We start from the raw sequence: 23,980 nt of genomic DNA on the forward strand, positions 1-23,980 counted from the left end.
TATGGTAAGTCAAACTTTCACAATTATTAACCCTACAGGATTTCATGTTCGTCCAACTAAAACATTCGTGCAACTAGCTAGCTCTTTCCCTTGTAAAATTACATTGCACTGTAATGGTAAGAAAGGAAATGGAAAAAGCTCACTAAGCATGTTGACACTCGGCTTAACAACAAATAGCGAGGTCCTACTTGAAACAGATGGTGATCAAGAGCAAGAAGCATTACAAGCACTAGGGGAAGTACTAACGTCTCTTCACGATTAAGGAACATAAAGAACATAATTTTGATTTTGTTTTTTAGTTACATTAAGTTTCTTACACAGTTACAGATTTAAGTTTTTATAAAAAACAACAATACCCATATGAGCAATGAATGACTAATGTAATGTCATTATCTCATATGGGTATTTTATTATTGAGACTGTTACGCTGTTCAAGATGATTTCTTCAAGGGTGCTTAAATATGTCATCTATTCAGCTTCTAATCGCCAAATCTACGCCTAGTACGCCAACAATCATATCATTCTCACCATAGATAGGAACTGAGATTGTTTGACATAATTGCTTTGTAATTGAAGATACATAATAGCTCGACTGAAAACTTTCCCCATGCATAGCACGCTTCCACCATTCTCTACCTTTGGCGTTAAGTAGTCCTGCATCTGGAATTGACACGATAAATGATCCATCTGCATAGTTCGACCAGATCGCCTCAATCTCAGGTTTGCTCTTCATCAATGCTCGTAAACTTGCGTCATGAATAATTGGATCAACGGATGTTATCGTTGAATCTGTTGCAGCCTGACGAAGCCACTGAACAATTTCTTCAGCATTCGTATTAGCTACTTTATTCATTAGATCGAATTCAACAAGATCAATCGCTGATTTTAAATCTTTTGATGATTTACCCATGTTATGACTTATTCGTTCTAGCTTATGAATCTGCTTACGTTGCTGCGTATTCATCTGTAATGTATCTTCAACTGCAACTAACGTACCATTAACAAGCTCAACCGCCTCTTGAAGTCGTTCAGTCACATGATTGGTCTGCTCTGTCTGGCTAATACTGTATTGTTTCATATCCTGTGCTAGTTGATCAACCTCTATAATGCGAGTAACGATTGAGTCCATTCTATCCTTATTGGTACTCATCTCAGCCACTCCGCGATCTACTGCAGAGCGCTCCTGTTCGACTGCACTAATAACGAGCTGTACTCCCTTTTCAATCTCACTTACTAATTCCGTCGATTGCTTCACCGTCTCACTACTTTGCTCCGCTAATCTGCGAATTTCACTAGCAACAACTGAGAATCCTCTCCCGAATTCACCTGCATGTGCAGCTTCTATTGATGCATTTAGCGCCAGTAATGAAGTTTGAGCAACGATTTCTTGAATATGAATATTCATCTCATAAATTTTAGATGTATGTTTAATAAGTTCTTCAATGTGATTAGTCATATTGAAGTTATTATGTTTCAAATGCTGCATAACCGTTTCAGTTTCACCAAGTGAATGTTGCATATCTAATGCAATCTGTTTGGTGCCCTTACTTTGATCGTTTAGATGATATGATGCATTATTTATCTGATCAGTCGCTGCGGACACTTCTTGCAACGATGAAAAAGCTTCAATGATTCTACTCGTAGCAAGTTTACTACTATGACGTAAAGATTGTTCTTGTATCTGTGTTTTGTCAGCAATTACACTTAATTGTTCCATCGCTTGATCAACCTCATCAACTGCTGCTACAAGCTGGTCCGAGATAACAATGGATTCGTTATACAAGCCTTTCATTTGATCCATATAACGATTACTTTCTATTTTATCTTCACGCTTTTTCGTCGTTCTGGAAAACACTTTGACCATATGTAATCAATCCTCCCATTCTTTTGTAACATTATTACAATTATATCTTGAATAGGGAGTAAAAAAAAGAGGGACAGACTTGTCCCTCCTTCTTTTATGTTATATTTTCTGACCTAATTTTTGTGTTTTTTGTTGGATTGCTTAGATAATGATTGTTGCTCATTATTTGTGTTAGCATTGATCTCTTGTGAAAATTCCGTATCTGGTGTCATGCTTTGTGGAGTGCCTTGTGGAATATTACTTTTTGCAAATTGTTTGTTATTATTTTTAGCCATTTGTAATCACCTCCCTAGACTAGTATGAGTAATTGGCATATTCATATGCATCATTTTACTCGCCTTTATTTGGGAAGTAAGGTAATCTCTATATTTATTGCACAGATTATGAACTACACTGCTGTAATAATTGATCATGAACTTTATTGTATCCAAGATTAGTTAAATGCTTAATCAACCGTTCTGTCTTATCGACATTAGCATGAACCAATAATACTTGTAGCGGTTGTAGTTCTAGCACCATCCTTTGAACGTCAGGTAATCCTTGATGTACTTTATAGCGGTAGGAGACGAATTCACATCCTTCTCCAGTGAACATATGAGCATCCTCACTCAGATGACCTGTAAATACAATTGCATGTTTTGAATTGTCGCTTAACCACTTTCCGTAGCTACGTGCTGGCTCAGCAAGCATCATCCCGTCAGTTGATAAAATAATATACGGCTCACCTTCAAGTATTAACCTACGATCTACTTCTCCTGCAATATGTCGGACCTTACTAAGCGCGTCATCAAGCTTACTTAATGAGTCACTACGTAACCACTGGTTCGAAATCGACCATTGCATTAATCGTTCCCATTCATTAATCAAATTTATTTCCGCTGCAATAGGTAACTTTGGATGTTGTTCATTTATTTCAACAATAAGATCTAATCCTCTACCAATTAACGGTACGGGCAGTAACACATGCCCACCTCGTTTATATACAACATCAAGCTTATTTAATAGCTGTGTTACATGAAAAGACTGCTCTTCTGCTGCATCACCATACGCAGCATCTATAATCGCTACATCAATTTTTCGTCCATTTAATAGCGATTGATCTGGCATCGTTGCCTGTAATAAGGTTGACTCTGAGCTATAATCACCTGAATAAAAAACTAAACTACCTTCAAGCTCAAGTAGCAACCAAATCGAACCTGGTAAGTGTCCACTTGGTCCAAAACTAAGCCGTAGCTCTGGCATAATTGACACCCAGCCATCTTCTTGTGCTTCATCATCGATAAAGCGATAGTGTAGTTTTTCCCAATCAGTTGCTTCGTAAGGCATTTTCATACCTTGCGACATTACGTATGATTGCCAAGCACGGGCATATGCCGGCAATTGTCGGTGAGTTTCTTTTGTTAACCAGATATCTCCCGTATATCCATACTGTAATAGTAAAGGCAGAGCCGCCATATGATCTTCATGTGCATGTGAAAGAAATACCGAATTTAATGAACGAACTTGTTCAGGAACGATTTGCGGATATATTCCACCATATTCCTTTTTACCTCCACAATCTAGTAAGATCGAAAGTTCTTCGCTCTCTACTCGGTAACAAGATCTTCCATGCTCTCCTGCTCCTCCCCATACATCTACTTTTAGATGCTCTTGCATAAATTTCCTCACTTTCTGTCCGCACCTAGATGATTCATTACAACCAATACTAACGTTGTCAATCCTACGGAGACAACTGCCATGGCCATCCCCAATGACACTTCGCCCTGCTCAAACTGGCTAAAAATATACGTAGCAGTTACCTGCATAGAAGGTGGTAGCACCATTAATGAAGCTACTAGCTCACGGGCTGAGATCGTAAAGGTCATCATCCAACCTGCCAAAATACCTGGAACGAGTAAAGGAAGAATAACTCTTCTAAAAATGTAAAATGGTTGTCCTCCAAACACTCTTCCTGCCTGTAATAAACTACTATCAATTTGCCCCGCGGATGCTTTTACATATTGCACGGAGTAAGGTAAAAAGAACACCACGTAGGTAAGAATAACCATTGAATAAGTGTTATAAATTGAAATTGGCATCCAAGGTGCATTCCAAAATAAAATTAATCCAACTACAATAACTATGCCAGGAACTGTATTAGGTAGTAGACTAAACATATCAAGACTACGCTGAGACCAACGCTTTAAGCTCCCCATTTGCAGGACTAAAAAAGTACCGATAAGAACAGCTACCGTTGCGGCTATTGCAGCAAGGCTCATACTATTGATTAATGCTTGCCAGCCCTTTGAGCCTGGACGTAATAGTTCCATATAATGTTCTAGAGATATATTACTCCAGGCTAGACCATTACCTCGCAACTTTTGCAATGAAGTAACGATAATCGAAAAATAAGGAATCCCGATAGAAAAAATCAATAATAAACCAATATAACCCCAACCAAAAAACGATTTCCAACCACGTAAAGGTATCATGCGAGTACGCATACCTTTACCACCTAGCGTTTTATATTGATACTTACGACTTATGACATTTTGTACGTACCAAAACATTAGACAAGCACCAAGCAAAATTGACGCTAATGACGTTGCCTTACCAAAGTCTATTGGCCAACTTGAAGTAAAGCGATGAATCTCACTAGTTAATACATAATAGCCAATTTGTCGCCCAAATGTCGCAGGAGTTCCAAATTCCGCAATTGTCTTAACAAACACAAGTAAAGCTCCCATCGCATAACTTCCTAGCAATAACGGTAATATGACCCGTCTTAACAAATAGAACATATTCCCTCCATGTACACTCCCTGCTTCCTCCAATGAACCTCCTATACGCATAAGTGCATTACGCAAAATGAGATACAGAAAAGGAAACAAATGCAAGCTCATAATTGCGACCATCCCGAGCAAGCTGAAAAATTGAGGAGTTATCCATGAGACAGCAGGAAACAATTGTTCTGCAAAGCCGCGCCGCTGCATGAAGAGAATCCATCCCATTGAGCCGATATAGGGTGGTGTCATAAAAGGAATAATAAGAACTACATCAAGCCAAGCATGACGTCCAATTGACGTTCTAGCGGATAAAAAAGCCATCGGTAGAGCTAGCAATGTAGAGCCTAGAACAACCCATCCTCCGAGCACAATCGAGTTCCAAAAAATAGAGATAAGTCCCGGGTCAGACAGCACTTTTAGCGGAGCGAGCGCATCAAACGTGTCATTAGGAAACAAGCTGTGCAGTAGCACCATAAGCAACGGAGCCACTACTAACAATGCAAGCAGTAACAGCCCCAATAGCATTCTCGATGAGGAAGCGGGGAGCCTTAGCCCCCCGCGAAAAAGGTTATTCATAACTTATTTGAATAACTCCAGAAATTGTGTACTAATTGTTTCGCCTTGTTCGCTCATCCAGTTCCAGTCATAGTTCAATAGCTTAATATCCTCAGTATTCGTTCTATTCTCAGCCTTGATATCAGCTCTTCCTGGCAATAAATATGCACCAGTAACAAGTGCTTGCGCCTCATCAGATAGAAGGTAATCAATGAACAAGCGGGCATTTTCAACATTTGGTGATGTTTTCATAATCATTGCTGCACGTGGATTAATAACTGTTCCACTTGCAGGATAAACGATGTCAACTGGTTCACCTTTAGCTTTCGCACTATAAGCCATGTAATCGACTCCAGCCATTACTACACTTTTAGCTCCCGTAATAACAGGATCTAGAGCTTCCTTATTAGCACCAGCCATCGCTACGCCATTTGCCTTCAATTCCTCGAATAAGCTCCAATCATTGTTGCCCTTATCATTTAGGTAACCAGAAATAAAATCAAGAGCCGAGCCTGACAATGACGGATCAGGGATATTAACTAGTCCCTTCCATTTAGGATCTGTCAAATCAGACCAATCAGTAGGTATATCTGTAACTAATTTAGTATTGTAAGTTATACCAAGTGCTGAAGCGCTGTATCCAAACAAACTATAGTCCGAATCTACCCAGCCTGCCTGCAATTTATCAGCATTTTCTGCATCCGCATAGCCTTGTACCCAATCATCTGCCTTCATAGACATTGCGGTTGGCCAAGAAGCTACGATTACAATATCCGCTATAGGATTACTTTTCTCCGCTTCTAATCTACCTAATACTTTACCAGTTGTACCGTCGAATTGTTCAACTGTAATACCGTATTTAGCTTCAAAGCCTTCTTTAATTTTTGCAGCTAATCCTTCTGGCCCAGCAGTATATACAACAACTTTTCCAGATGGTGCAGTTGTAGATTCTTTATTTTCAGATTGCTCAGTGGATTGAGTAACAATAGGCTTGTCAGTTACACTTGTATTTGTACGATTGTTGTTCTGGCTGTTATTGCTACCACAAGCTGTAAGTACACTACTCAAAATCAATAACATCACTAGCGACCATTGCCAAGATACCAAACGCATTACATTATTTTTCATTGCTTTCATCGGTTAATTACCTCCCTAAGTTTACCTTGCTCTTTTTCCATAGATACTTCACTTATTGATCGATACATTTCTCCCAGCGTATGAATATGCTGCTCGTCCACTACTAACTGAACCGTTTCACCGAGTGACATTCGTTCGGTGTGATAAGCTGTCCAGACAGTTTCATCTGCCAGCCTTACTGCTACCTCATAGCGATCACCGAAATATGAAACTCGAGTAACAACACCTTGGAATATACGATCACTTGATCTTGCTATCCAACGGACATTCTCAGGTCTTACCATTCGAATATTTGGCTCGACCCAATTTGAACGACCTACAAATTGAGCAACGAATGGATGAGTTGGTGCATGATAGATTTCCTCTGGCTTACCACGCTGAAGAACCTCACCTTGCTTCATGACGATAATTGTATCTGACATCGACATAGCTTCAGTTTGATCATGTGTAACATAAATGGCAGTCACACCTAATTTACGAACCATCTGGACAAGCTCTTCACGCATCTCATCACGAAGTAGTGCATCAAGTGCACTAAGAGGCTCATCAAATAGAATCAGCTTAGCACGAGAAGCAATCGAACGAGCAAAGGCAACGCGTTGTTGTTGACCTCCAGATAACTGATGTGGATATCTCTTTTCGAAACCTTGTAAACGCACTGCTTCAATAGCTCCAGCTACTTGCTCTGCTACCTCCTTGCGTCGTCCACGCGCCCTAGGCCCGAATGCAATATTTTCATATACTGTCATATGCGGCCAAAGAGCGAAATCCTGAAATACCATACCCAATTCCCTTTGCTGTGGTGGCATATTAACACCGTTCTTTGGATCACATACAAGCTTACCTCCGATTCGAATTGTCCCGCTGTCAGGACCTTCTAATCCAGCAATCAACCTTAATAACGTTGTTTTACCACAGCCCGATGGACCGAGCAATGTAGTAAAAGTTCCCGAAGCTATTTTCAAATTAAGCGGATGAAGCGCAGCCGTGCCATCAAATGCTTTGGTTACGCCACATAATTCCACCTCCATGTGCTTCACTCCTATCTCTTCTTCTCTTGCTTGTCTATAGATTAATCTTTATTCGTCAGCTGGATATCTTCGTAGTGTTAAGTGTTTATTAAATAAACTATTAGTATCTTTACATTCTCATAGAGATAATCTATACTCCGAGATGAAAATCTTCTAATGGAGGCGGTCCGACATGAATTTTATAAAACTAGATATTCTTGTATTACTTGATCAACACAAAAAAATAACCGCCGTCGCAGACGCACTTGGCGTCAAGCAACCAACGATTACCTTTCATATGAAAAGTCTAGAGGAGCTATATGGTGTCCCACTTTTTGAAACGTATGGTGGTAGATATAAACTCACACGTGCTGGTAATGCTTTACTTCATTATGCTCGGAAAATTAGAGCTCTTGGACTTGAAGCTGGACGTATTATGGCTGAGCAACGATCACCTGAGAAGGGGATATTTCATATTGGAGCAAGTTACGTGGCGGGTACTTATTTGCTGCCTATCTGGATACATCAATTTAGAGAAGCATATCCTGAAGTAGAAGTGCGGCTTACTATACGTACTGCCCCTGTAATTCGTCAAATGTTAACAGAACGACAAATAGACATAGGTTTCATTGCCGCGCAAAATGCTAACACCAAAGATGAACTGTATTATGAAGCAATCTGTGAAGACAAGCTCGTCCTCGCCTTTTCTGCAGATCATCCACTTGCAAAAAAAGCTGGCTTCTATCAACCTACAACATTATCTGAAGAACTTGAAGCTTACCCTTTTCTACTTCACGGTTCACAATCTACAACACGTGAAATGACCAATCATTGGGCTCAAACAAACAATATTACGTTAAAAAACGGGATGGAAATGGATTCTTTAGAATCAATAAAACGAACGCTAATGCATGGTAACAATATAACATTTATCTCCCATACCGCTATTCAAGAAGAAGTTGCTTTAGGTAAGCTTGCTTGCGAGGATATTCATAAGGACTTTCCACAGCGTATGATCTTTGTCTGTTATAATCCTGAGCGATGGATATCACCACAAATGAATGCTTTTCTCGAAATTGTTAGGGAACAAAGGGTTTATGAAGGTAACTATTGACTAACCACCTCAATTCTTACCCCATACAGGAAAAAGCCGATCTGACTAGTCAGATCGGCTTTTCTCTATAATATTATTGAGCTTTATTAGCGATTTCTTGTTGTACAAGAGCAATGAACTCAGCAATTGGCATAGAGCCAATATCGCCTTCGCCACGTTTGCGAATCGCAACAGTACCTGCTTGCATCTCGTTCTCGCCGACTACAAGCATATATGGAGCTTTCTCTAATTGTGCTTCACGAATCTTGTAACCAAGCTTCTCATTACGAAGATCCTTCTCTACACGAACTCCCGCTTCAAGCAATAGATCATTCACTTTCATTGCATACTCATCATATACAGTAGATACAGGGATGATTTTAGCTTGAACTGGTGACAACCATAGAGGAAGTGCACCTGCAAAGTTCTCGATCAAGTATGCAGTCATACGTTCCATTGTACTAATAATTCCACGGTGAATAACAACTGGGCGATGTTTCTTACCATCGTCACCGATATATTCAAGTTCAAAACGTTCAGGTAGTAAGAAGTCTAATTGTGCAGTAGACAATGTTTCTTCTTTACCAAGAGCAGTTTTGATCTGTACATCTAGTTTAGGACCATAGAAAGCAGCTTCGCCTTCAGCTTCAAAGAATGGAAGCTCAAGTTCTTCAACTACTTCACGCAGCATGCGTTGAGACATTTCCCACATCTCATCATTTTGGAAGTATTTCTCTGTATCTTTAGGATCACGATAAGATAGACGGAAACGGTATTCTTTAATTCCAAAATCTTCGTATACTTTACGAATTAAGTTAACTACACGAGCAAATTCTTCTTTAATTTGGTCAGGACGACAGAAGATATGAGCATCATTCAATGTCATCGCACGTACGCGGTGAAGACCAGTTAGAGCACCTGACATTTCATAACGGTGCATTGTACCCATCTCAGCAATACGAACTGGAAGATCACGATAAGAACGCATATCGCTCTTATATACCATCATATGATGCGGACAGTTCATTGGACGAAGGACAAGCTCTTCATTATCCATTTGCATTGGAGGGAACATATCTTCACTGTAATGCTCCCAGTGACCAGATATTTTGTATAGTTCAACGTTAGCTAGTACTGGAGTATAAACATGTTCATAGCCAAGACGTTCTTCAAGATCAACGATGTAACGCTCCATTGTTCTACGAACTTTAGAACCATTCGGCAACCATAGCGGTAGACCTTGTCCAACTTCACGAGAGAATGTGAACATTTTCAACTCTTTACCAAGTTTACGGTGATCACGTTTTTTCGCTTCCTCTAGGAAATGAAGATGCTCATCAAGTTCTGCTTTTTTAGCAAATGCAGTACCGTAAATACGTTGTAGCATTTTGTTTTTAGAATCTCCACGCCAGTAAGCACCCGCAACGCTAAGCAGTTTGAATGCTTTGATACGTCCAGTGCTTGGAAGATGCGGTCCACGACATAGATCGAAGAATTCGCCTTGATCATAGATTGTAATAACAGAGTCTTCTGGAAGATCGTTAATCAATTCTAATTTCAAATTATCATTAAGCTCAGTAAAAATAGCTAGCGCTTCTGCACGAGAAACTTCGCGACGACGAATCGGTAGATTTTCACCAGCAATACGAGTCATTTCTTTCTCGATTTTTACAAGATCCTCAGGAGTAAGTGATTGCTCCATATCAAGATCATAATAGAAACCATCCTCAATAACTGGACCAATACCAAGCTTCACATCTGCATCTTTGTATAGACGTTTAATCGCTTGTGCCATTAAGTGAGCAGTACTATGACGGTATACTTCAAGACCATCAGCGCTATCAACAGTGACAATCTCAACAGTCGCGTCAGCTTCAATCGGTGCATATACATCCACGACTTTACCATTTACTTTACCTGCGATTGCATTTTTTTTCAGTCCAGAGCTAATCGATGCTGCAATATCTTCAGTAGTTGTTCCTACAGGATATTCACGTACAGCGCCATCTGGGAAAGTTACATTAATACTCATTTAATACTACCTCCTAAAATTATCATGTTTGTCTAGAAACTACTTCTTGTCCATAAAACAAAGCACAAAAAAAGCACAAATCCCAAAAAGGGACGAGTGCTTGTTATCTCGTGGTTCCACCCTACTTCAACTGCATAATTGCAGTCCTCGTAAAAATCTGATAACGGAGATATCCGGTATAACTTACTTCGTTCTAAGAACGTTCTGCTATACAGCTAAGAAGTGGTACATCTATGTGCATCATGGAAGGAAATTTCAGCCTAGTTTCCTATCTCTGAGCCTGAGCGGCATAGTTGCTTGTCTTCGTCATTGCTATTTCTTATAAGTAGTAAGAACATTATGAAATGTTCTTCGTATATTCAATATTATAGATATTACAATCCTTTTCGTCAAGGTGCTTACAACGATGATTATTTGTCAGTTTCATTAATCTATATCGCTGCAGCATGATAGAAAAACTTATTGGTTACTCTTCAAAGACTATTGAAACGGGATAATCCCTTCTTGATTACTGCGGCACATTGGACATGTTGTGCATACTTGGGTACGATCTCCAAAAATCGATTTGACGGTACGTATAACTTGGTAGTCAAGATGTTTTGCATGAATCATAATTTTTTGTGGTGATGCCGATATTAATGAGCTGATAACAATATCTTCAATGTTAATTTCCGTTTCTAACATCTCTGCGACAATCCGATCATTCTCATGTTTAATTTCTAATGGCAGCATTGCATCATCACATAATATAAAGCCATTTCCTTCTTGTTGAACTAGATGTACAATATCTATCCGCGTTTCTTGCAATTGCACAAAATATTTCAATAAAGTCATAAATTCTTCGTACTGCTGATCGAGTATATATTCATCCATTGCATATTCAACAACTTCTTTCAATTCTCGTTTGTAGTTATGCATTCGAAAAGCGATATACCCATCAAGATGTAACTCTGAATTGGTCTCTAGATGTAGATTAAGTTCTTCTGAGATCTTATTGGATCTCCGCTGACGATCTTCCTCGGTAAATTTCTTGCCTAGCGGTTCCCATGGATCGTTGTTCAAAATATTATAGCAATACTGAGCAACGCTCGCTGGCTTAATATTATTCTTCTCACAGCGTTGTTGGATTAATGAAAATATAACACTTTCCTCACAGTTTTCTACAATAAATCGCCCTAACAAATTAGACACTAATTGATATAGCATCGGTCCATGTAGTAATAGTTGAAATAGAGGCATCTGAGGCACAAAACTCAGCGTTTTACTTGCCATATCAACCTCCAATTGGATCGGTAAAGTAATGGCATTGTTCCGGTCGCGCTTCTTCCGTTTGTCATTACTATGTATATAGGTCAACAATTGCTCATTAATTAGTTGAATTAGTGGTTGCAAATGTTGCTCTTGGTGACTAGGGAAGTAAATCGTTAGTATACTCAATGTGATCACTCCTTTCTCCCATAAAGTATATGGTCAGTGGACACTGTATATACAGGGAAGAGTTTGGCATACATACAATAAATTATATAAACCTTGTACGAATAAAAATAAAAAAGGCTGTACAGCCAGTAAACTTCACAGTTTACAAGCCATACAGCCCATACATTTCATAATATTACTATTAAATTAATTTATAAATACAAGTTCATTTCATCTTCAATGTCGATTATACGACGTTAGCGTAGTCATCGTGATCACGAGGAGATGGATTGAACTTCCTCTTCCAATAAAGGTTCAAAACATTTGCTTGTCAGCACCAAGAAGATGCCATGAAGCTAGGAAACGAGAAGCGGAGTGTACGTTATTGGTACACGAGCACTCGCAGGCTTCCGATAAATGGCATCTTCGACGCCGACTATGCGACGTTAGCCAATCATCGTGATCACGAGTGGATGTTTTGAACTTCCTCTTCCAATAAAGGTTCAAAACATTTGCTTGTCAGCACCAAGAAGATGCCATGAAGCTAGGAAACGAGAAGCGGAGTGTACGTTATTGGTACACGAGCACTCACAGGCTTCCGATGAATGGCATCTTCGACGTCGACTATGCTACGTTAGCCAATCATCGTGATCACGAGTGGATGTTGTCAACTTCCTCTTCCAATAAAGGTTCAAAACATTTGCTTGTCAGCACCAAGAAGATGCCATGAAGCTAGGAAACGAGAAGCGGAGTGTACGTTATTGGTACACGAGCACTCGCAGGCTTCCGATGAATGGCATCTTCGACGTCGACTATGCTACGTTAGCCAATCATCGTGATCACGAGTGGATGTTTTGAACTTCCTCTATGGCTGCGGCTAGTGCTTGGTCTAGGTCAGCTATTAAATCATCCACATGCTCAATACCAACAGAGAATCGAAGCAATCGATCATCGACGCCAATAGCTTGACGGATTTCTAGTGGAATATCTGCATGTGTCTGCACAGCTGGATAAGTCATTAATGACTCTACCCCGCCAAGACTTTCTGCAAATGCAATAAGCTTCACATGGCGTAATATCGGAGCAACATAACGTGCATCTTTTACTTTGAAAGAGAAGATTCCAGTATTACCAGACGCTTGCTTATTCTGAATATCATGCCCAGGATGCGCCTTAAGTGCAGGATAGAACACTTCAGAAATAGCTGGATGCGTTACCAAATGGTTCGCGATCGCAGTTGCATTCGACTGATGGCGCTCCATCCGAAGTGCTAAAGTTTTCATTCCTCGAGCCAACAAGAATGAATCTTGAGGCCCAAGAACAGCGCCAATAGAATTATGAAGTATCGCCATTTCTTGAGACAATGACTCGCCCTTCGTCACAATAAGACCAGCAAGTACATCATTATGTCCACCAAGATACTTCGTCGCACTATGAATGACGATATCTGCACCGAGTTCAATTGGTCTTTGGTAGTATGGTGTTAATAATGTATTGTCCACAATCGTAAGCAGACCGTTTGCTTTTGCCCATGATGTTACTTTCTCAATATCGGTAACCATCATTAACGGATTGGTAGGCGTTTCAATTAAGACCGCTTTAGTATTAGTAAGTAAGCTGGATTGTAAATCATCTAAACTATTTGTATCCACATAGGTTGCTGTTACACCAAAACGAGACATAACTCGTTCTAACAGACGATATGTTCCTCCATATAAATCAAGAGATACAATAAGATGATCTCCAGAACTGAAGTAAGCAAAGATTGTTTGCAGGGCTGCCATACCCGAGCTACAGGCGAAAGCTGCATCTCCAGATTCCAATTGTGCCACTGCTTCTTCTAAAACAGAACGTGTAGGACTCTTTGTTCTTGCGTAATCAAAGCCAGTACTTTCGCCAAGCGCTGGATGACGAAATGCTGTTGACTGATAGATGGGAAAGCTTACAGCTCCCGTTACTGTATCTTTTTGTGAACCAATCTGTGCCAAGCGACTCTCGATTTTCATGAATTGCTCTCTCCCATTCTACCTATATCCCTCCGCCTAATTCATAAGGCGTAAGTTGATAAACATAATAATTTAACCAGTTTGAGTATAACAAATTAGCATGTGCTCTCCATGTGGAGATTGGAGTACGGTCTGGATTGTCTCCAGGGAAATAATTTTTGGGAACCTCTATCTCGAGTCCTTTTGCTTTATCTCGATCATATTCGAATTTTAGCGAAGCAGCATCATATTCAGAATGACCTGTTACGAAAATCTGCTTGCCTCCTTTGGAAGCAATAATATATAGACCTGCATCCTCGGATTCTGACCATATTTCAAGTTCTTCGATTTGATCAACATCTTCACGACGCACCTCAGTATGACGTGACTGCGGAACAAAGAACATTTCATCAAAACCACGAAGTAGCGGAACATTGCGTGTACTTAAAGAATGTGGATATACTCCGAACATCTTCTCGTCTAGTTGATATTTCGGAACACCGAAATGATAGTAAAGTCCTGCTTGTGCTGCCCAACATATATGGAAAGTAGATGTAACATGTACTTTACTCCAGTCCATAATTTGGGTTAACTCTTCCCAATAGTTCACTTCTTCAAAGGGTAGATTTTCAACAGGTGCACCCGTGATGATCATCCCATCAAAATATTGATGTTCTATCTCATCGAAAGTTTTGTAGAAGCTTGTTAGATGGTCCGATGATGTATTCTTAGATGTATGAGTCTTAGGGTGTAATAACACAGCTTCAACCTGTAGTGGTGTATTACCAATCAAACGTAACAATTGAGTTTCAGTTGTTTCTTTCGTAGGCATTAAATTGAGAATCACAATTCGCAGTGGTCGAATATCCTGTTTGTAGGCAATGCTTTCATCCATCGTAAAGATGTTCTCACTTGTTAGAACTTCCTTCGCTGGTAAAGAATCTGGAATTTTGATCGGCATAACACTCACTCCTTAAACTTTTCATATCTGCTTGGATATACCTCTAATAATGAAAAGTACATCGTAAGCAATACCTAACTTTTCATATCTGCTTGGATATACTTCTAATAATGAAAAGTACATCGTAAGCTTCACCTAACTTTTAACGGTCTTTTGATCCACATTTCGTAAATGAAAGGAACTCCATACATGGAAAAGTATGCAAAAAAAGACCTTTCTGGAATGAGAAAAGGTCTATCTATCGGAACCTCTCTCTCATCTCTCAGAAACTTAAATTTCCGCAAGATTTAGCACCGTGCATAAAATGCCGGTTGCCGGGCTTCATAGGGCTTTTCCCTCCGCCTGCTCTTGATAAGAAAGTAGCATATTCAATTATCAGTAATATCATTACTTTATAGCATTATTTGTGCTACGTCAAGAACCTGATAACTAATCATTTTTTATAAATTACTACAAATTTTTATTGAATGATTCGGATACATCAGAGTATACTAGACAAGGATTCATGAGCTTATCGAGCGTGTTCCTTTTCATTACGAGCATATGTATGCCCTCTTAATGTTGAGGAATGCTATTGTTAAGTAGAAAACAATTACTATTATAAACGCAAAGGAGTGTGTGGCTTAGATGGACGATGATCGACCGAGTACCTGGCAACTTCATATTGGGACGCTACCATTAAAGCTTACTAACGATGGTTGCTCATCTCTATACCCACAGCCATTACGCTACTAATATAGATGACAACAACGTAAACAGCATAGTTTTACAGTAGCTCCTCCAAACGGGAAGGAGAACTATTATGAAAATTAGACATGTTAAAAGCGGTAACTTTAGTTTAATCGAAAATATTGAAGATACTTTAAGAGCACCTAGCGAGGGATTCTTCTGGATAGATGCCGATGTAGAAGATCTTGTCGTTCTACAACCATTGTTTGGCATGCATGATCTTGCTGTAGAAGACTGCTTGACCGAAGAAGAACAACGCCCCAAAATTGAAATTTATGAAGGTCATTATTTTATCGTTGTAAATAGTATACGTTTCGATGATGAAGAATTTTTCTTGCGTGCCCTTAATATTTTCTTAGGCAAACATTATATTATTACGGTAACAAAGCAGAAAATTAACGAATTGCGTACACTGAAACCTATTCTTTGGGAACAAGAGGTAACGCGCCCAGATCAATTTCTCTATCACTTAGTCGATTTAGTTATTGATAATTATGCACTTGTTGGTGATCGTATTGAACTTCGTATCGAAGTACTTGAAGAAGATATATTAATGCATACCAAAAAATCTCATTTGAATGAAATTATTAGTCTACGAAGTGAAATTCTATGGGTTAAAAAAGTTCTTGGCCCTCAACGTGAGCTAATTGCTACTTTAATAAAAAAAGAGCTTAAATTGATTGATGATCAACTCCAAAAGTATTTCAGTGACGTATACGAGAATGCATTGAAAATTGCAGAATCTTTCGATACCTATCGTGATCTAATGGGGAACTTACGAGAGGCCTATCAGTCATCACTATCCAGTCGCGCCAATGAAATTATGAGAGTTTTTACAGCTATTACTACCATTTTCATGCCACTAACTTTTATTACAGGTATTTACGGTATGAACTTCGATACCATTCCTGGTATTCACTTCAAGTATGGTGCTTATGTCGTACTTGGGATTATGATCACGCTCGGAATAAGTATGTACATTATTTTCCGCAAAAAAGAATGGTTGTAAGTGCAATTTCAAAAAGTTGGCTTTCAGAACCGAGAAGAGAGAGCGCTACTTGAGGAAGGAGGAAGCGCAAGTGTACGTAACTGGTACACTCGGCCCGGTCTTCCAAGGTTCGCTCCCTATTCGATTCCGATTAACCTACTTGCATTACTTCGTTATCAATGTTGGCTTTTTGAATTACCTCTATAAGTGTCGTCTAGATTCACATCATATATGGCAATTAATCACTTCCTTAAGAGTGCTGAATGTTTGACTCTCAGCACTCTTAAGGAAGTTTTTCGTTTTAACTGCTCAATAAGTGTCTTACAATCTTTATTCTAGAAGACACTTATGAAGAATATTGAACGAATAATCAATTAATTTTGCCCATTGTGTTTGAATTCGCTATAATAGAGGATAGCTCCATCGAGTTCAACTATTCGAGAAGGGGGATTGGCAGAATTGAATATTAGTCAGCTAGAAACCTTACTTACAATTTCGAAAACGATGAGCTTTCGAAAGGCAGGCGAGCTTTTGAATTTGACACAGCCGGCTGTATCGGCACAAATCAAAAGCTTAGAAGAAGAGTTCAATACTATTTTGATCGATCGTAACCAACCTGTCACTTTAACTGAACATGGACAAGTTTTTCTTGAACATGCTGAACGAATGCTCTCGATCGTTGATGACTTAAAACAAAGACTTTCAGATCTTAACGATAATCCGCAAGGTCATATTATTCTAGGAACAACAGCATCTATCGCAGTTCAAGTATTGCCTCGAGTCCTTTCCTATTTTCAAAATCAATATCCTTTAATTAAAACAACGATTCATACGATGCCATCTTCTCAAGTTATGAGTAGTGTGGATAACGGAAGCGTAGATATTGGTATTACTTACTTAACTGAAAAAAATGCTAATATAAGTTCTTCAATCCTTTACTATGATACATTCGAATTTATTGTTGCTCCTGAAAATCCATTAAGTTCCTATGATTTTATTACAATGGATCAATTGCAACATATACCTCTGATAATGCTTGCTCCAGATACATTAGGTAGAAGATTCGTAGATAAAATATGTAAAGTTCATAACCTTACTCCTAATATTGTAATGGAATTGTCTAGTAGTGAAGAAGTAAAGCGAATGGTAGAGATTAATCTGGGTGCTGCAATTGTATCTAAATTATCTATTGAGCAGGAGCTTAAGTTAGGCACTTTAAAAATAATTAGAGTAGAAGAGCTTGAAGCTACACATCCTGTAGGTGTCGTCTATAAATCAGGTCGATACATTAATTCAGCGATGCAACAATTTATAAGTGATTTGAAGGGTATGCCTGAGTACAAATTTATGAACGCTGAGTAAGTTAGGGTAGTTCAAAAAGCGAACCTTGATAACGAAGATTGGCTTCGTAACTTAGTCGACATCGAATATGAAGCGAACTTGGGAAGTCCGGTACTCGTGTACCAATAACGTACACTGGAGTTTCCTCCTCCCTCAAGTAGCGCCCCTTCTTCTCGGTTCTGAACGTCCGCTTTTTGAACCATCATTGGAAGAGGTAGTTCAAAAAACCAAACATTTTGAATCTACACATATTGTCTATGCTTCCGATGTACTTTTCAATCTCAAGGAAGCTAGTCAACGAAGTATTTGAAAAGTTTAGATCTTGCTTCCGTCGGACTTTTCATTTTCAGAGAAGTTTAACATGAAGTATTTGAAAAGTTTAGGAGGATTGCAAATGAGTACAATTGACAATAACAACCGTGTTAAATTCGACCTTCACACCCATCATAAACGTTGTGGGCATGCTGACGGTGTAATTGAGGATTATATTCAATCTGCAATTGCACAAGGCTTCCAAGCCATTGGTATTTCAGATCATACACCATACTTTGCACATGATGATGATCATCCTTTCCCAGGGATCGCGATGGCCAGAAGTGAATTTTCAAATTACATTGCAGAAGTACAATTTTTGAAACAGAAATATGATGGGAAAATTGATGTGTTGCTAGGGATAGAATCTGATTTTTTCCCACAACATATAAGTTTATATGAAACAGCCTTGAACGAAGTACCTTTCGACTATGTTATTGGTTCTGTTCACCAAGTAGCAGGTGTTAGTATCTTTAACAAGAATCGTTGGAAAGGTCAAACCGATCAAGAAAATATTTTGACCAAAGAACTTTACTATGATCTTATTGCTCAATCTGCACGAAGTGGTCTGTTCCAAATTCTTGGTCACATCGATGCAATGAAAGGTTATTATCCACCATTTTCTGATATCCCTGCCTACAATAAAATCGATGATACATTAAAAGTCATCGCTGAGTGTAATGTAGCTATTGAAATTAATACATCTGGCAGTACTAAAGATGTTGGTGGTTGGTACCCTTCTGATGATATTTTAGCAAGAGCACATCACTATGGTGTGAAAGTAACCTTTGGTTCTGATGCTCATACACCTAAACGTATTGGTGATGATTTCAATGAAGTTGCCAATCGTCTGAAAGATATCGGCTTTACTAGCTGGGTGTATTATAAAAACCGTCAAGAAATCGAAGTAGCATTGTAATTACTATTTACAGTAAACAATTGATTTCTGTTATATTATTATACTTATTGAATACCTTTCTAACTTAAGAAGTTGTTAAGTAAGAGAGGTTTTTTCATGCGCGTTACTTCGAACTGGCATATGATAACATCGAGGAAGTGATTAATTTGTGGCTTTTTCTATCAATTCTAAGTGCAATTGTATTCGGAACTGCAGGTTGGTGGATGAAAGTATCTCAGATGAAGAGGGGTTCCGTGAACACTCTGCTATTAGCATTGTATATTGTAGGTGCATTGGGATTTGGCGTTAATTCATTAATCGAAGGTTCATATATGCAATTACTAGATTTACCTATATGGATTGCTGGATTAATTATCGGTTTGGGATCTGCACTAGGAAATTTGTACTTTATGCGGGCATTAGATACTGGACCAGCTAGCCTTACTTCACCATTAACAAATATGAACATCGTTCTAGTCGTATTACTTGGTACACTAGTATATGGAGAATTGCTTGGTACTCTGCAAATATTCAGTATTATACTTTTAATATTTGCTACAATTCTAATCTCCCAGAAGCAGGAAACAAAAAGTATTACGTCCTCATGGTGGTATGGATTTATCGTGCTAGCAATCATTATGTTTACCATTCGTAATGGTGGGCTGAAGGTAACGGAAGAGCTTGGGTATGAAAGTGCTCCTGTTCTATTTGTCGCTTATTTCATGGCAATCTTCTTCTATTTGAAACCGGTACTTAACGATCGAAGTACTTCATCAGTTTCTAAAAAAATTGGCTGGCGATATGGTGCTGCTACAGGTCTATTATCCTATGGTGGATTACAGCTATATGCAGTTGCCTTGCAATATGGGCAAGCCAATCTGGTGGCACCAATCTTTGCAACGAATGGACTTATTGTTACTATTTTATCCATTATTATTTACAAAGAAAGATTGTCTCGTATACAATGGGTCGCATTTGCTTCACTTTTGCTTGGATTAATCTGTATACGTATTTCATTATAAATTTATTTAATGCTATTCACTCCATATTTGACCATCGACATACTTCGCCATAGGTACTTACTTTTTTTTAGTTTGTATGCTACAATAACTGTTAAGGATGGTGATATGAATGGACTATTCAATGATGTGCCCTAGGTATGAATCAGCTGCTGATTTATTAGGGAAGAAATGGACTGGTAGGATCATTCATGTTTTATTGGGCGGACCTAAACGTTTCAAAGATATAAAGGAACAAATACCAGAAATGAGCGACAAGATGCTTACAGACCGTATGAAGGAATTAGAAGCTGTTGGTGTCGTTGTACGTAATGTATATCCTGAAATGCCCGTGCGTATAGAATATGAATTAACTGAAAAAGGTCGCGATCTTGAACCTGTCATCTGCTCCATACAGGAGTGGGCTGAAAAATGGATAGGCTAAACAAATAGAGCTGGATTAGAGGAATGAACCATTCCCTTAATCCAGCTCTATTTGTTTTTCCCTCAATTTAAACTAACTATTGTTTTCAATCAACAGTTAGTTGCCCCTCAAGAAATTAAGGGCATCTTCGTAGCTACTCCAGTGACTTTCTGTGGTATGTTCAGATTGCCTTGTAGATCGATTCAACTGGATTTTTGCTATCGCACCTTCAACAATAACCGCCGCTCTTTGCATCCCTAATGTTAAAAGTTCCTTTTGGTGCTCAACTAATTTAGCTTGAGACTCAGGTAAAAACGCTTTGACACTACGCATATCAACAACTACGTCAAATTTACCACCCATATCTTTGGAGAACTTCTCAATTTCTCTAGTAACTCTATCAAAATCATCGGGTCTTGCTTTCTGATCCCAAACGATCTCAATAATATTATTATCCATATCCAATATCTTAGTTGATGACATATGTATATCTCCTATTCAGGACTATAGTTTAATTACTATCACATTCTATAACTCTTCCTATTTTTCATCAATACAATCTTAATTAAAACGAGTTCAGCAGTTTATGCTATTGGTACACGAGCACCTACAATGTTTCCTACGGAAACATCCATCGGGAGCTTAAGCTACTTCCGATGGATTGCCTCCTCGTAGTCGAGTAACCTTCGAAGCTAATCATCGTAATCACACGCGAATGTTTTGAATTACAACTTTCAATGAAGGTTCAAAACATTCGCGGGTCAGTACCAAGAAATTGACATGAAGCTAGCAACGCGAGGAGCAGAGTGTACGTTATTGGTACACGAGCACCGGAGCAAGCGATGAATGACAATTTCGCCGTCGAATATACTTCTATGAAGTTACATCGTAATCACACCCGAATGTTTTGAACTATATCTTCCAATGAAGGTTCAAAACATTCGCGGGTCAGTACCAAGAAATTGACATGAAGCTAGCAACGCGAGGAGCAGAGTGTACGTTATTGATACACGAGCACCGGAGCAAGCGATGAATGACAATTTCGCCGTCGAATATACTTCTATGAAGTTACATCGTAATCACACCCGAATGTTTTGAACTACATCTTCCAATGAAGGTTCAAAAGGTTCCCGGGTCAGTACCAAGAAATTGACATAAAGCTAGCAACGCGAGGAGCAGAGTGTACGTTATTGGTACACGAGCACCGGAGCAAGCGATGAATGACAATTTCGCCGTCGAATATACTTCTATGAAGTTACTTCGTAATCATCCGCGAACGTTTTGAACTACATCTCAGAAAGGGTAGACTAGAGGTAAGGCTAGCACCATCACAACCCCCAACAATATCTGTGCCGGCAAGCCTACCTTTACATAATCCATAAACTTGTACTTCCCTACTCCCATCACTAGCGCATTCGGCGGTGTTGAGAACGGTACAGCAAAGCACATACTCGCACCAATTGATACGGCTAACATAAATGGAATTGGATTAACATCAAGAGCTATTGCCGCAGACAAAGCAATAGGAGCAAACAGTACAGCACATGCAGTATTACTTACGAATAACGTCATCAATGAAGTAGCAAAATATACTCCAGCTAGTAAAACTAACGGACCATATCCTCCTAGCCCAATAACAAATTTCTCGGATAATAATGCCGCCGCGCCAGTCTTCTCAATTGCTGTGGACATAGGAATCATCGCTCCAATGAGTACAATACTTTCCCAGTTAACTGTTTTATACGCTGATTCCATATTAGGTAAACATCCTGTAACCACCATCATAATAGCTGCAACCATCACACATACGACGGCAGGCACAACATTAATAATCATTCCTACAATCATTAGCACCATAATTACTGCAGCAATTGGTGCTTTATGTATCAATGGTATACTGGCAGCAGCCTGAGCCGGTTGACCAACAACAACAACATCTTCATGCTCAAGTGATAAACGCGCAATATGCTTCCATTCCCCTTGAATAAGAATCGCATCTCCTGATTTTATTTTCTCTTCTTTCAATTGATTCAACAAATAATTACCTTTGCGTTGAATACCAAGAATATTCACATTATAGTTTTCTCGAAAACCTGAATGCTTCACTAATTGATTAATGTGGCGGGAATTAGATGGAATAAGTATTTCCGCAATGCCAATCTCTGGCGTAGTTAATTCTTCAAAAGCAGTAGAATAATCCTTCTCTATAATATCATCACTAATAATAGTAAGCTTCTGATGCTTCGCAAATTGTTCGATATCTTCATAATCACCTGTAACGTAAATAATGTCACTCTGATTAAGTCTAGTTTCTGGTCCTGCGATTTCTTGATTGATTGTCTTGAAAAATGGATTTTTGTGAGATTGACGACGTCTAACCTCATTGATATGTAATCGATATAGATTAGCCAAAGATAGTTCCTTCAAAGACTTCTCCAACATTGGTGAACCTTCATTCACTTGTATGCGATATAAATTTTGCGCTAAGCTATACTGCTTCGCTAGATCATCTAACGAACGCTCTTTTTTCTTTTTGGAACTGCTCTTATTTTTCCCTTTCAGCACAATTTTACTGAAGAAAATTATTAAAATCGTCCCTGCAACAAGACAGATTAGCCCAGTTGGGGCAAACCCAAAAAAGCTTATTCCTTTAAAACCTGCTTTTTCTAACGTTTCACTTACAACCATATTTGGAGGGCTACCGATTAAAGTCAACATTCCTCCTAGACTACCTGAAAATGCCAATGGCATAAGTAATCTTCTTGTGCTTACTTGAGCTTGATTAGCTAGACTTATTACAATCGGTAGCATTACTGCTATTGTACCTGTATTACTTATAAATGCTCCTACAAATGATGTGGATAACATCACCGTAATTAGGAGTCTCGTTTCATTCGTACCTGCCAAATTTAATAGCTTTCCACTTACGATTTTGGCAAGACCTGTCTGAAAGATCGCTCCTCCTACGATAAATAGACCAATCATCATAATAACGACCGAACTTGCAAACCCAGCTAGCGCTTCTCCTGTATCGAGAATATTGAGAATGACCAGTAAACTTAAAGCACTGACGGCTACAAGATCTGAACGAATTTTACCACTCACGAACATTATTGATGCTAATAGTAATATAATTAACGTTAAGATCATGTCTGTATTCAAGCTCATCCCTCATCCCCCCTCTATAATGCTCCCCATTAATGTTACCACTCAAACTCTCAACTTTCAGTGACTTTCATTACACAGGTATGCTAAGCATTGACAATAACCATAACATTAAGTAATATAAGAATAACATCATATGATAATGATTATCATTGATAATGGAACCTGATTAAAGTAAGTTCTCTAGTCAATGGGCAACTAAAAAACGCCAGGATAAATTGCTATCCCGACGTTTAATATCACAATAAGTCATGTTCAAAAAGTTTATCTTTTTGAATATATCACTATATAAAAATGAATTCGGCAG

At 38.8% G+C, this 23,980-nt stretch carries 19 protein-coding genes, 1 riboswitch and 1 other annotated feature; of the genes, 7 read left to right on the plus strand and 12 right to left on the minus strand.

Annotated elements, in window-relative coordinates; genetic code table 11:
- The first annotated feature begins 1 nt into the window (after position 1).
- The gene (locus NV377_RS18865) at positions 2-262 is read left to right on the plus strand and encodes an HPr family phosphocarrier protein (protein ID WP_258202358.1); all 261 of its coding nucleotides are present in this window, start codon (positions 2-4) and stop codon (positions 260-262) included.
- A 210-nt stretch (positions 263-472) separates the two neighbouring features.
- Here the strand turns inward: NV377_RS18865 and NV377_RS18870 are convergent, their stop codons facing one another.
- From NV377_RS18870 to NV377_RS18895, 6 genes are all read right to left on the minus strand, one after another.
- On the minus strand, positions 473-1,864 hold the full coding sequence (locus NV377_RS18870; RefSeq protein ID WP_258202359.1) for a methyl-accepting chemotaxis protein: 1,392 nt from the start codon (positions 1,862-1,864) through the stop codon (positions 473-475).
- 113 nt (positions 1,865-1,977) lie between these two features.
- Positions 1,978-2,139, minus strand: coding sequence for a hypothetical protein (locus NV377_RS18875; protein ID WP_258202360.1), 162 nt, complete (start codon positions 2,137-2,139; stop codon positions 1,978-1,980).
- 106 nt (positions 2,140-2,245) lie between these two features.
- Positions 2,246-3,520 carry an MBL fold metallo-hydrolase gene (locus NV377_RS18880; RefSeq protein WP_258202361.1) on the minus strand — a complete coding sequence of 425 codons (1,275 nt, stop codon included), beginning with the start codon at positions 3,518-3,520 and terminating at the stop codon, positions 2,246-2,248.
- An 8-nt stretch (positions 3,521-3,528) separates the two neighbouring features.
- Positions 3,529-5,154, minus strand: coding sequence for an ABC transporter permease (locus NV377_RS18885; protein WP_258202647.1), 1,626 nt, complete (start codon positions 5,152-5,154; stop codon positions 3,529-3,531).
- Positions 5,155-5,208: 54 nt separating this feature from the next.
- On the minus strand, positions 5,209-6,312 hold the full coding sequence (locus NV377_RS18890; RefSeq protein WP_373425839.1) for an ABC transporter substrate-binding protein: 1,104 nt from the start codon (positions 6,310-6,312) through the stop codon (positions 5,209-5,211).
- A gap of 5 nt (positions 6,313-6,317) precedes the next feature.
- A complete protein-coding gene (locus NV377_RS18895; RefSeq protein WP_258202363.1) occupies positions 6,318-7,352 on the minus strand; it encodes an ABC transporter ATP-binding protein in 1,035 nt (344 codons plus the stop codon).
- A 172-nt stretch (positions 7,353-7,524) separates the two neighbouring features.
- Between NV377_RS18895 and NV377_RS18900 the strand changes: the two genes are divergently transcribed.
- Positions 7,525-8,445 (plus strand): LysR family transcriptional regulator, encoded by a 921-nt coding sequence (locus NV377_RS18900; protein ID WP_258202364.1) that lies wholly within the window; start codon positions 7,525-7,527, stop codon positions 8,443-8,445.
- 73 nt (positions 8,446-8,518) lie between these two features.
- On the opposite strand, the gene thrS is transcribed toward NV377_RS18900, so the two are convergent.
- The 4 genes from thrS to metA all read right to left on the minus strand — a co-directional run bounded on the left by thrS (position 8,519) and on the right by metA (position 14,818).
- Entirely contained in the window at positions 8,519-10,456 is a 1,938-nt protein-coding gene (thrS, locus tag NV377_RS18905; RefSeq protein ID WP_258202365.1) for a threonine--tRNA ligase, read from the minus strand.
- A gap of 85 nt (positions 10,457-10,541) precedes the next feature.
- Positions 10,542-10,775: a binding site (T-box leader), on the minus strand.
- Between the two features lie 161 nt (positions 10,776-10,936).
- Entirely contained in the window at positions 10,937-11,893 is a 957-nt protein-coding gene (gene ytxC / locus NV377_RS18910) for a putative sporulation protein YtxC (RefSeq protein ID WP_258202366.1), read from the minus strand.
- Between the two features lie 818 nt (positions 11,894-12,711).
- Positions 12,712-13,878 carry a PLP-dependent transferase gene (locus tag NV377_RS18915; RefSeq protein ID WP_258202367.1) on the minus strand — a complete coding sequence of 389 codons (1,167 nt, stop codon included), beginning with the start codon at positions 13,876-13,878 and terminating at the stop codon, positions 12,712-12,714.
- Positions 13,879-13,900: 22 nt separating this feature from the next.
- A complete protein-coding gene (gene metA / locus NV377_RS18920) occupies positions 13,901-14,818 on the minus strand; it encodes a homoserine O-acetyltransferase MetA (protein WP_258202368.1) in 918 nt (305 codons plus the stop codon).
- Between the two features lie 252 nt (positions 14,819-15,070).
- A riboswitch (SAM riboswitch) is annotated at positions 15,071-15,176 on the minus strand.
- A gap of 444 nt (positions 15,177-15,620) precedes the next feature.
- Between metA and corA the strand changes: the two genes are divergently transcribed.
- The 5 genes from corA to NV377_RS18945 all read left to right on the plus strand — a co-directional run bounded on the left by corA (position 15,621) and on the right by NV377_RS18945 (position 20,529).
- Entirely contained in the window at positions 15,621-16,556 is a 936-nt protein-coding gene (corA, locus tag NV377_RS18925; RefSeq protein ID WP_258202369.1) for a magnesium/cobalt transporter CorA, read from the plus strand.
- Between the two features lie 438 nt (positions 16,557-16,994).
- The gene (locus NV377_RS18930) at positions 16,995-17,897 is read left to right on the plus strand and encodes a LysR family transcriptional regulator (RefSeq protein ID WP_258202370.1); all 903 of its coding nucleotides are present in this window, start codon (positions 16,995-16,997) and stop codon (positions 17,895-17,897) included.
- 373 nt (positions 17,898-18,270) lie between these two features.
- Entirely contained in the window at positions 18,271-19,107 is an 837-nt protein-coding gene (locus NV377_RS18935) for a histidinol-phosphatase (protein WP_258202371.1), read from the plus strand.
- Positions 19,108-19,253: 146 nt separating this feature from the next.
- Positions 19,254-20,108, plus strand: a complete 855-nt coding sequence (locus NV377_RS18940) for a DMT family transporter (protein WP_258202372.1) — start codon at positions 19,254-19,256, stop codon at positions 20,106-20,108.
- Positions 20,109-20,217: 109 nt separating this feature from the next.
- Positions 20,218-20,529, plus strand: a complete 312-nt coding sequence (locus tag NV377_RS18945) for a winged helix-turn-helix transcriptional regulator (RefSeq protein ID WP_258202373.1) — start codon at positions 20,218-20,220, stop codon at positions 20,527-20,529.
- 96 nt (positions 20,530-20,625) lie between these two features.
- Here the strand turns inward: NV377_RS18945 and NV377_RS18950 are convergent, their stop codons facing one another.
- Both NV377_RS18950 and NV377_RS18955 read right to left on the minus strand, forming a co-directional pair.
- Positions 20,626-20,991, minus strand: a complete 366-nt coding sequence (locus NV377_RS18950; RefSeq protein WP_258202374.1) for a hypothetical protein — start codon at positions 20,989-20,991, stop codon at positions 20,626-20,628.
- Between the two features lie 810 nt (positions 20,992-21,801).
- A complete protein-coding gene (locus NV377_RS18955) occupies positions 21,802-23,676 on the minus strand; it encodes an SLC13 family permease (protein WP_258202375.1) in 1,875 nt (624 codons plus the stop codon).
- Between the last annotated feature and the right edge of the window lie 304 nt (positions 23,677-23,980).

This window comes from Paenibacillus endoradicis (assembly GCF_024721975.1).

Bases quoted from the DNA above. Each gene is read 5' to 3' on its own strand.
- NV377_RS18880 (WP_258202361.1), bottom strand. From the start codon at position 3,520: ATGCAAGAGCATCTAAAAGTAGATGTATGGGGAGGAGCAGGAGAGCAT.
- NV377_RS18955 (WP_258202375.1), bottom strand. From the start codon at position 23,676: ATGAGCTTGAATACAGACATGATCTTAACGTTAATTATATTACTATTA.
- NV377_RS18870 (WP_258202359.1), bottom strand. From the start codon at position 1,864: ATGGTCAAAGTGTTTTCCAGAACGACGAAAAAGCGTGAAGATAAAATA.
- NV377_RS18895 (WP_258202363.1), bottom strand. From the start codon at position 7,352: ATGGAGGTGGAATTATGTGGCGTAACCAAAGCATTTGATGGCACGGCT.
- metA (WP_258202368.1), bottom strand. From the start codon at position 14,818: ATGCCGATCAAAATTCCAGATTCTTTACCAGCGAAGGAAGTTCTAACA.
- thrS (WP_258202365.1), bottom strand. From the start codon at position 10,456: ATGAGTATTAATGTAACTTTCCCAGATGGCGCTGTACGTGAATATCCT.
- NV377_RS18950 (WP_258202374.1), bottom strand. From the start codon at position 20,991: ATGTCATCAACTAAGATATTGGATATGGATAATAATATTATTGAGATC.
- NV377_RS18900 (WP_258202364.1), top strand. From the start codon at position 7,525: ATGAATTTTATAAAACTAGATATTCTTGTATTACTTGATCAACACAAA.
- NV377_RS18915 (WP_258202367.1), bottom strand. From the start codon at position 13,878: ATGAAAATCGAGAGTCGCTTGGCACAGATTGGTTCACAAAAAGATACA.
- NV377_RS18935 (WP_258202371.1), top strand. From the start codon at position 18,271: ATGAGTACAATTGACAATAACAACCGTGTTAAATTCGACCTTCACACC.
- corA (WP_258202369.1), top strand. From the start codon at position 15,621: ATGAAAATTAGACATGTTAAAAGCGGTAACTTTAGTTTAATCGAAAAT.
- NV377_RS18875 (WP_258202360.1), bottom strand. From the start codon at position 2,139: ATGGCTAAAAATAATAACAAACAATTTGCAAAAAGTAATATTCCACAA.
- NV377_RS18890 (WP_373425839.1), bottom strand. From the start codon at position 6,312: ATGAAAAATAATGTAATGCGTTTGGTATCTTGGCAATGGTCGCTAGTG.
- NV377_RS18885 (WP_258202647.1), bottom strand. From the start codon at position 5,154: ATGCTATTGGGGCTGTTACTGCTTGCATTGTTAGTAGTGGCTCCGTTG.
- NV377_RS18865 (WP_258202358.1), top strand. From the start codon at position 2: ATGGTAAGTCAAACTTTCACAATTATTAACCCTACAGGATTTCATGTT.
- NV377_RS18945 (WP_258202373.1), top strand. From the start codon at position 20,218: ATGGACTATTCAATGATGTGCCCTAGGTATGAATCAGCTGCTGATTTA.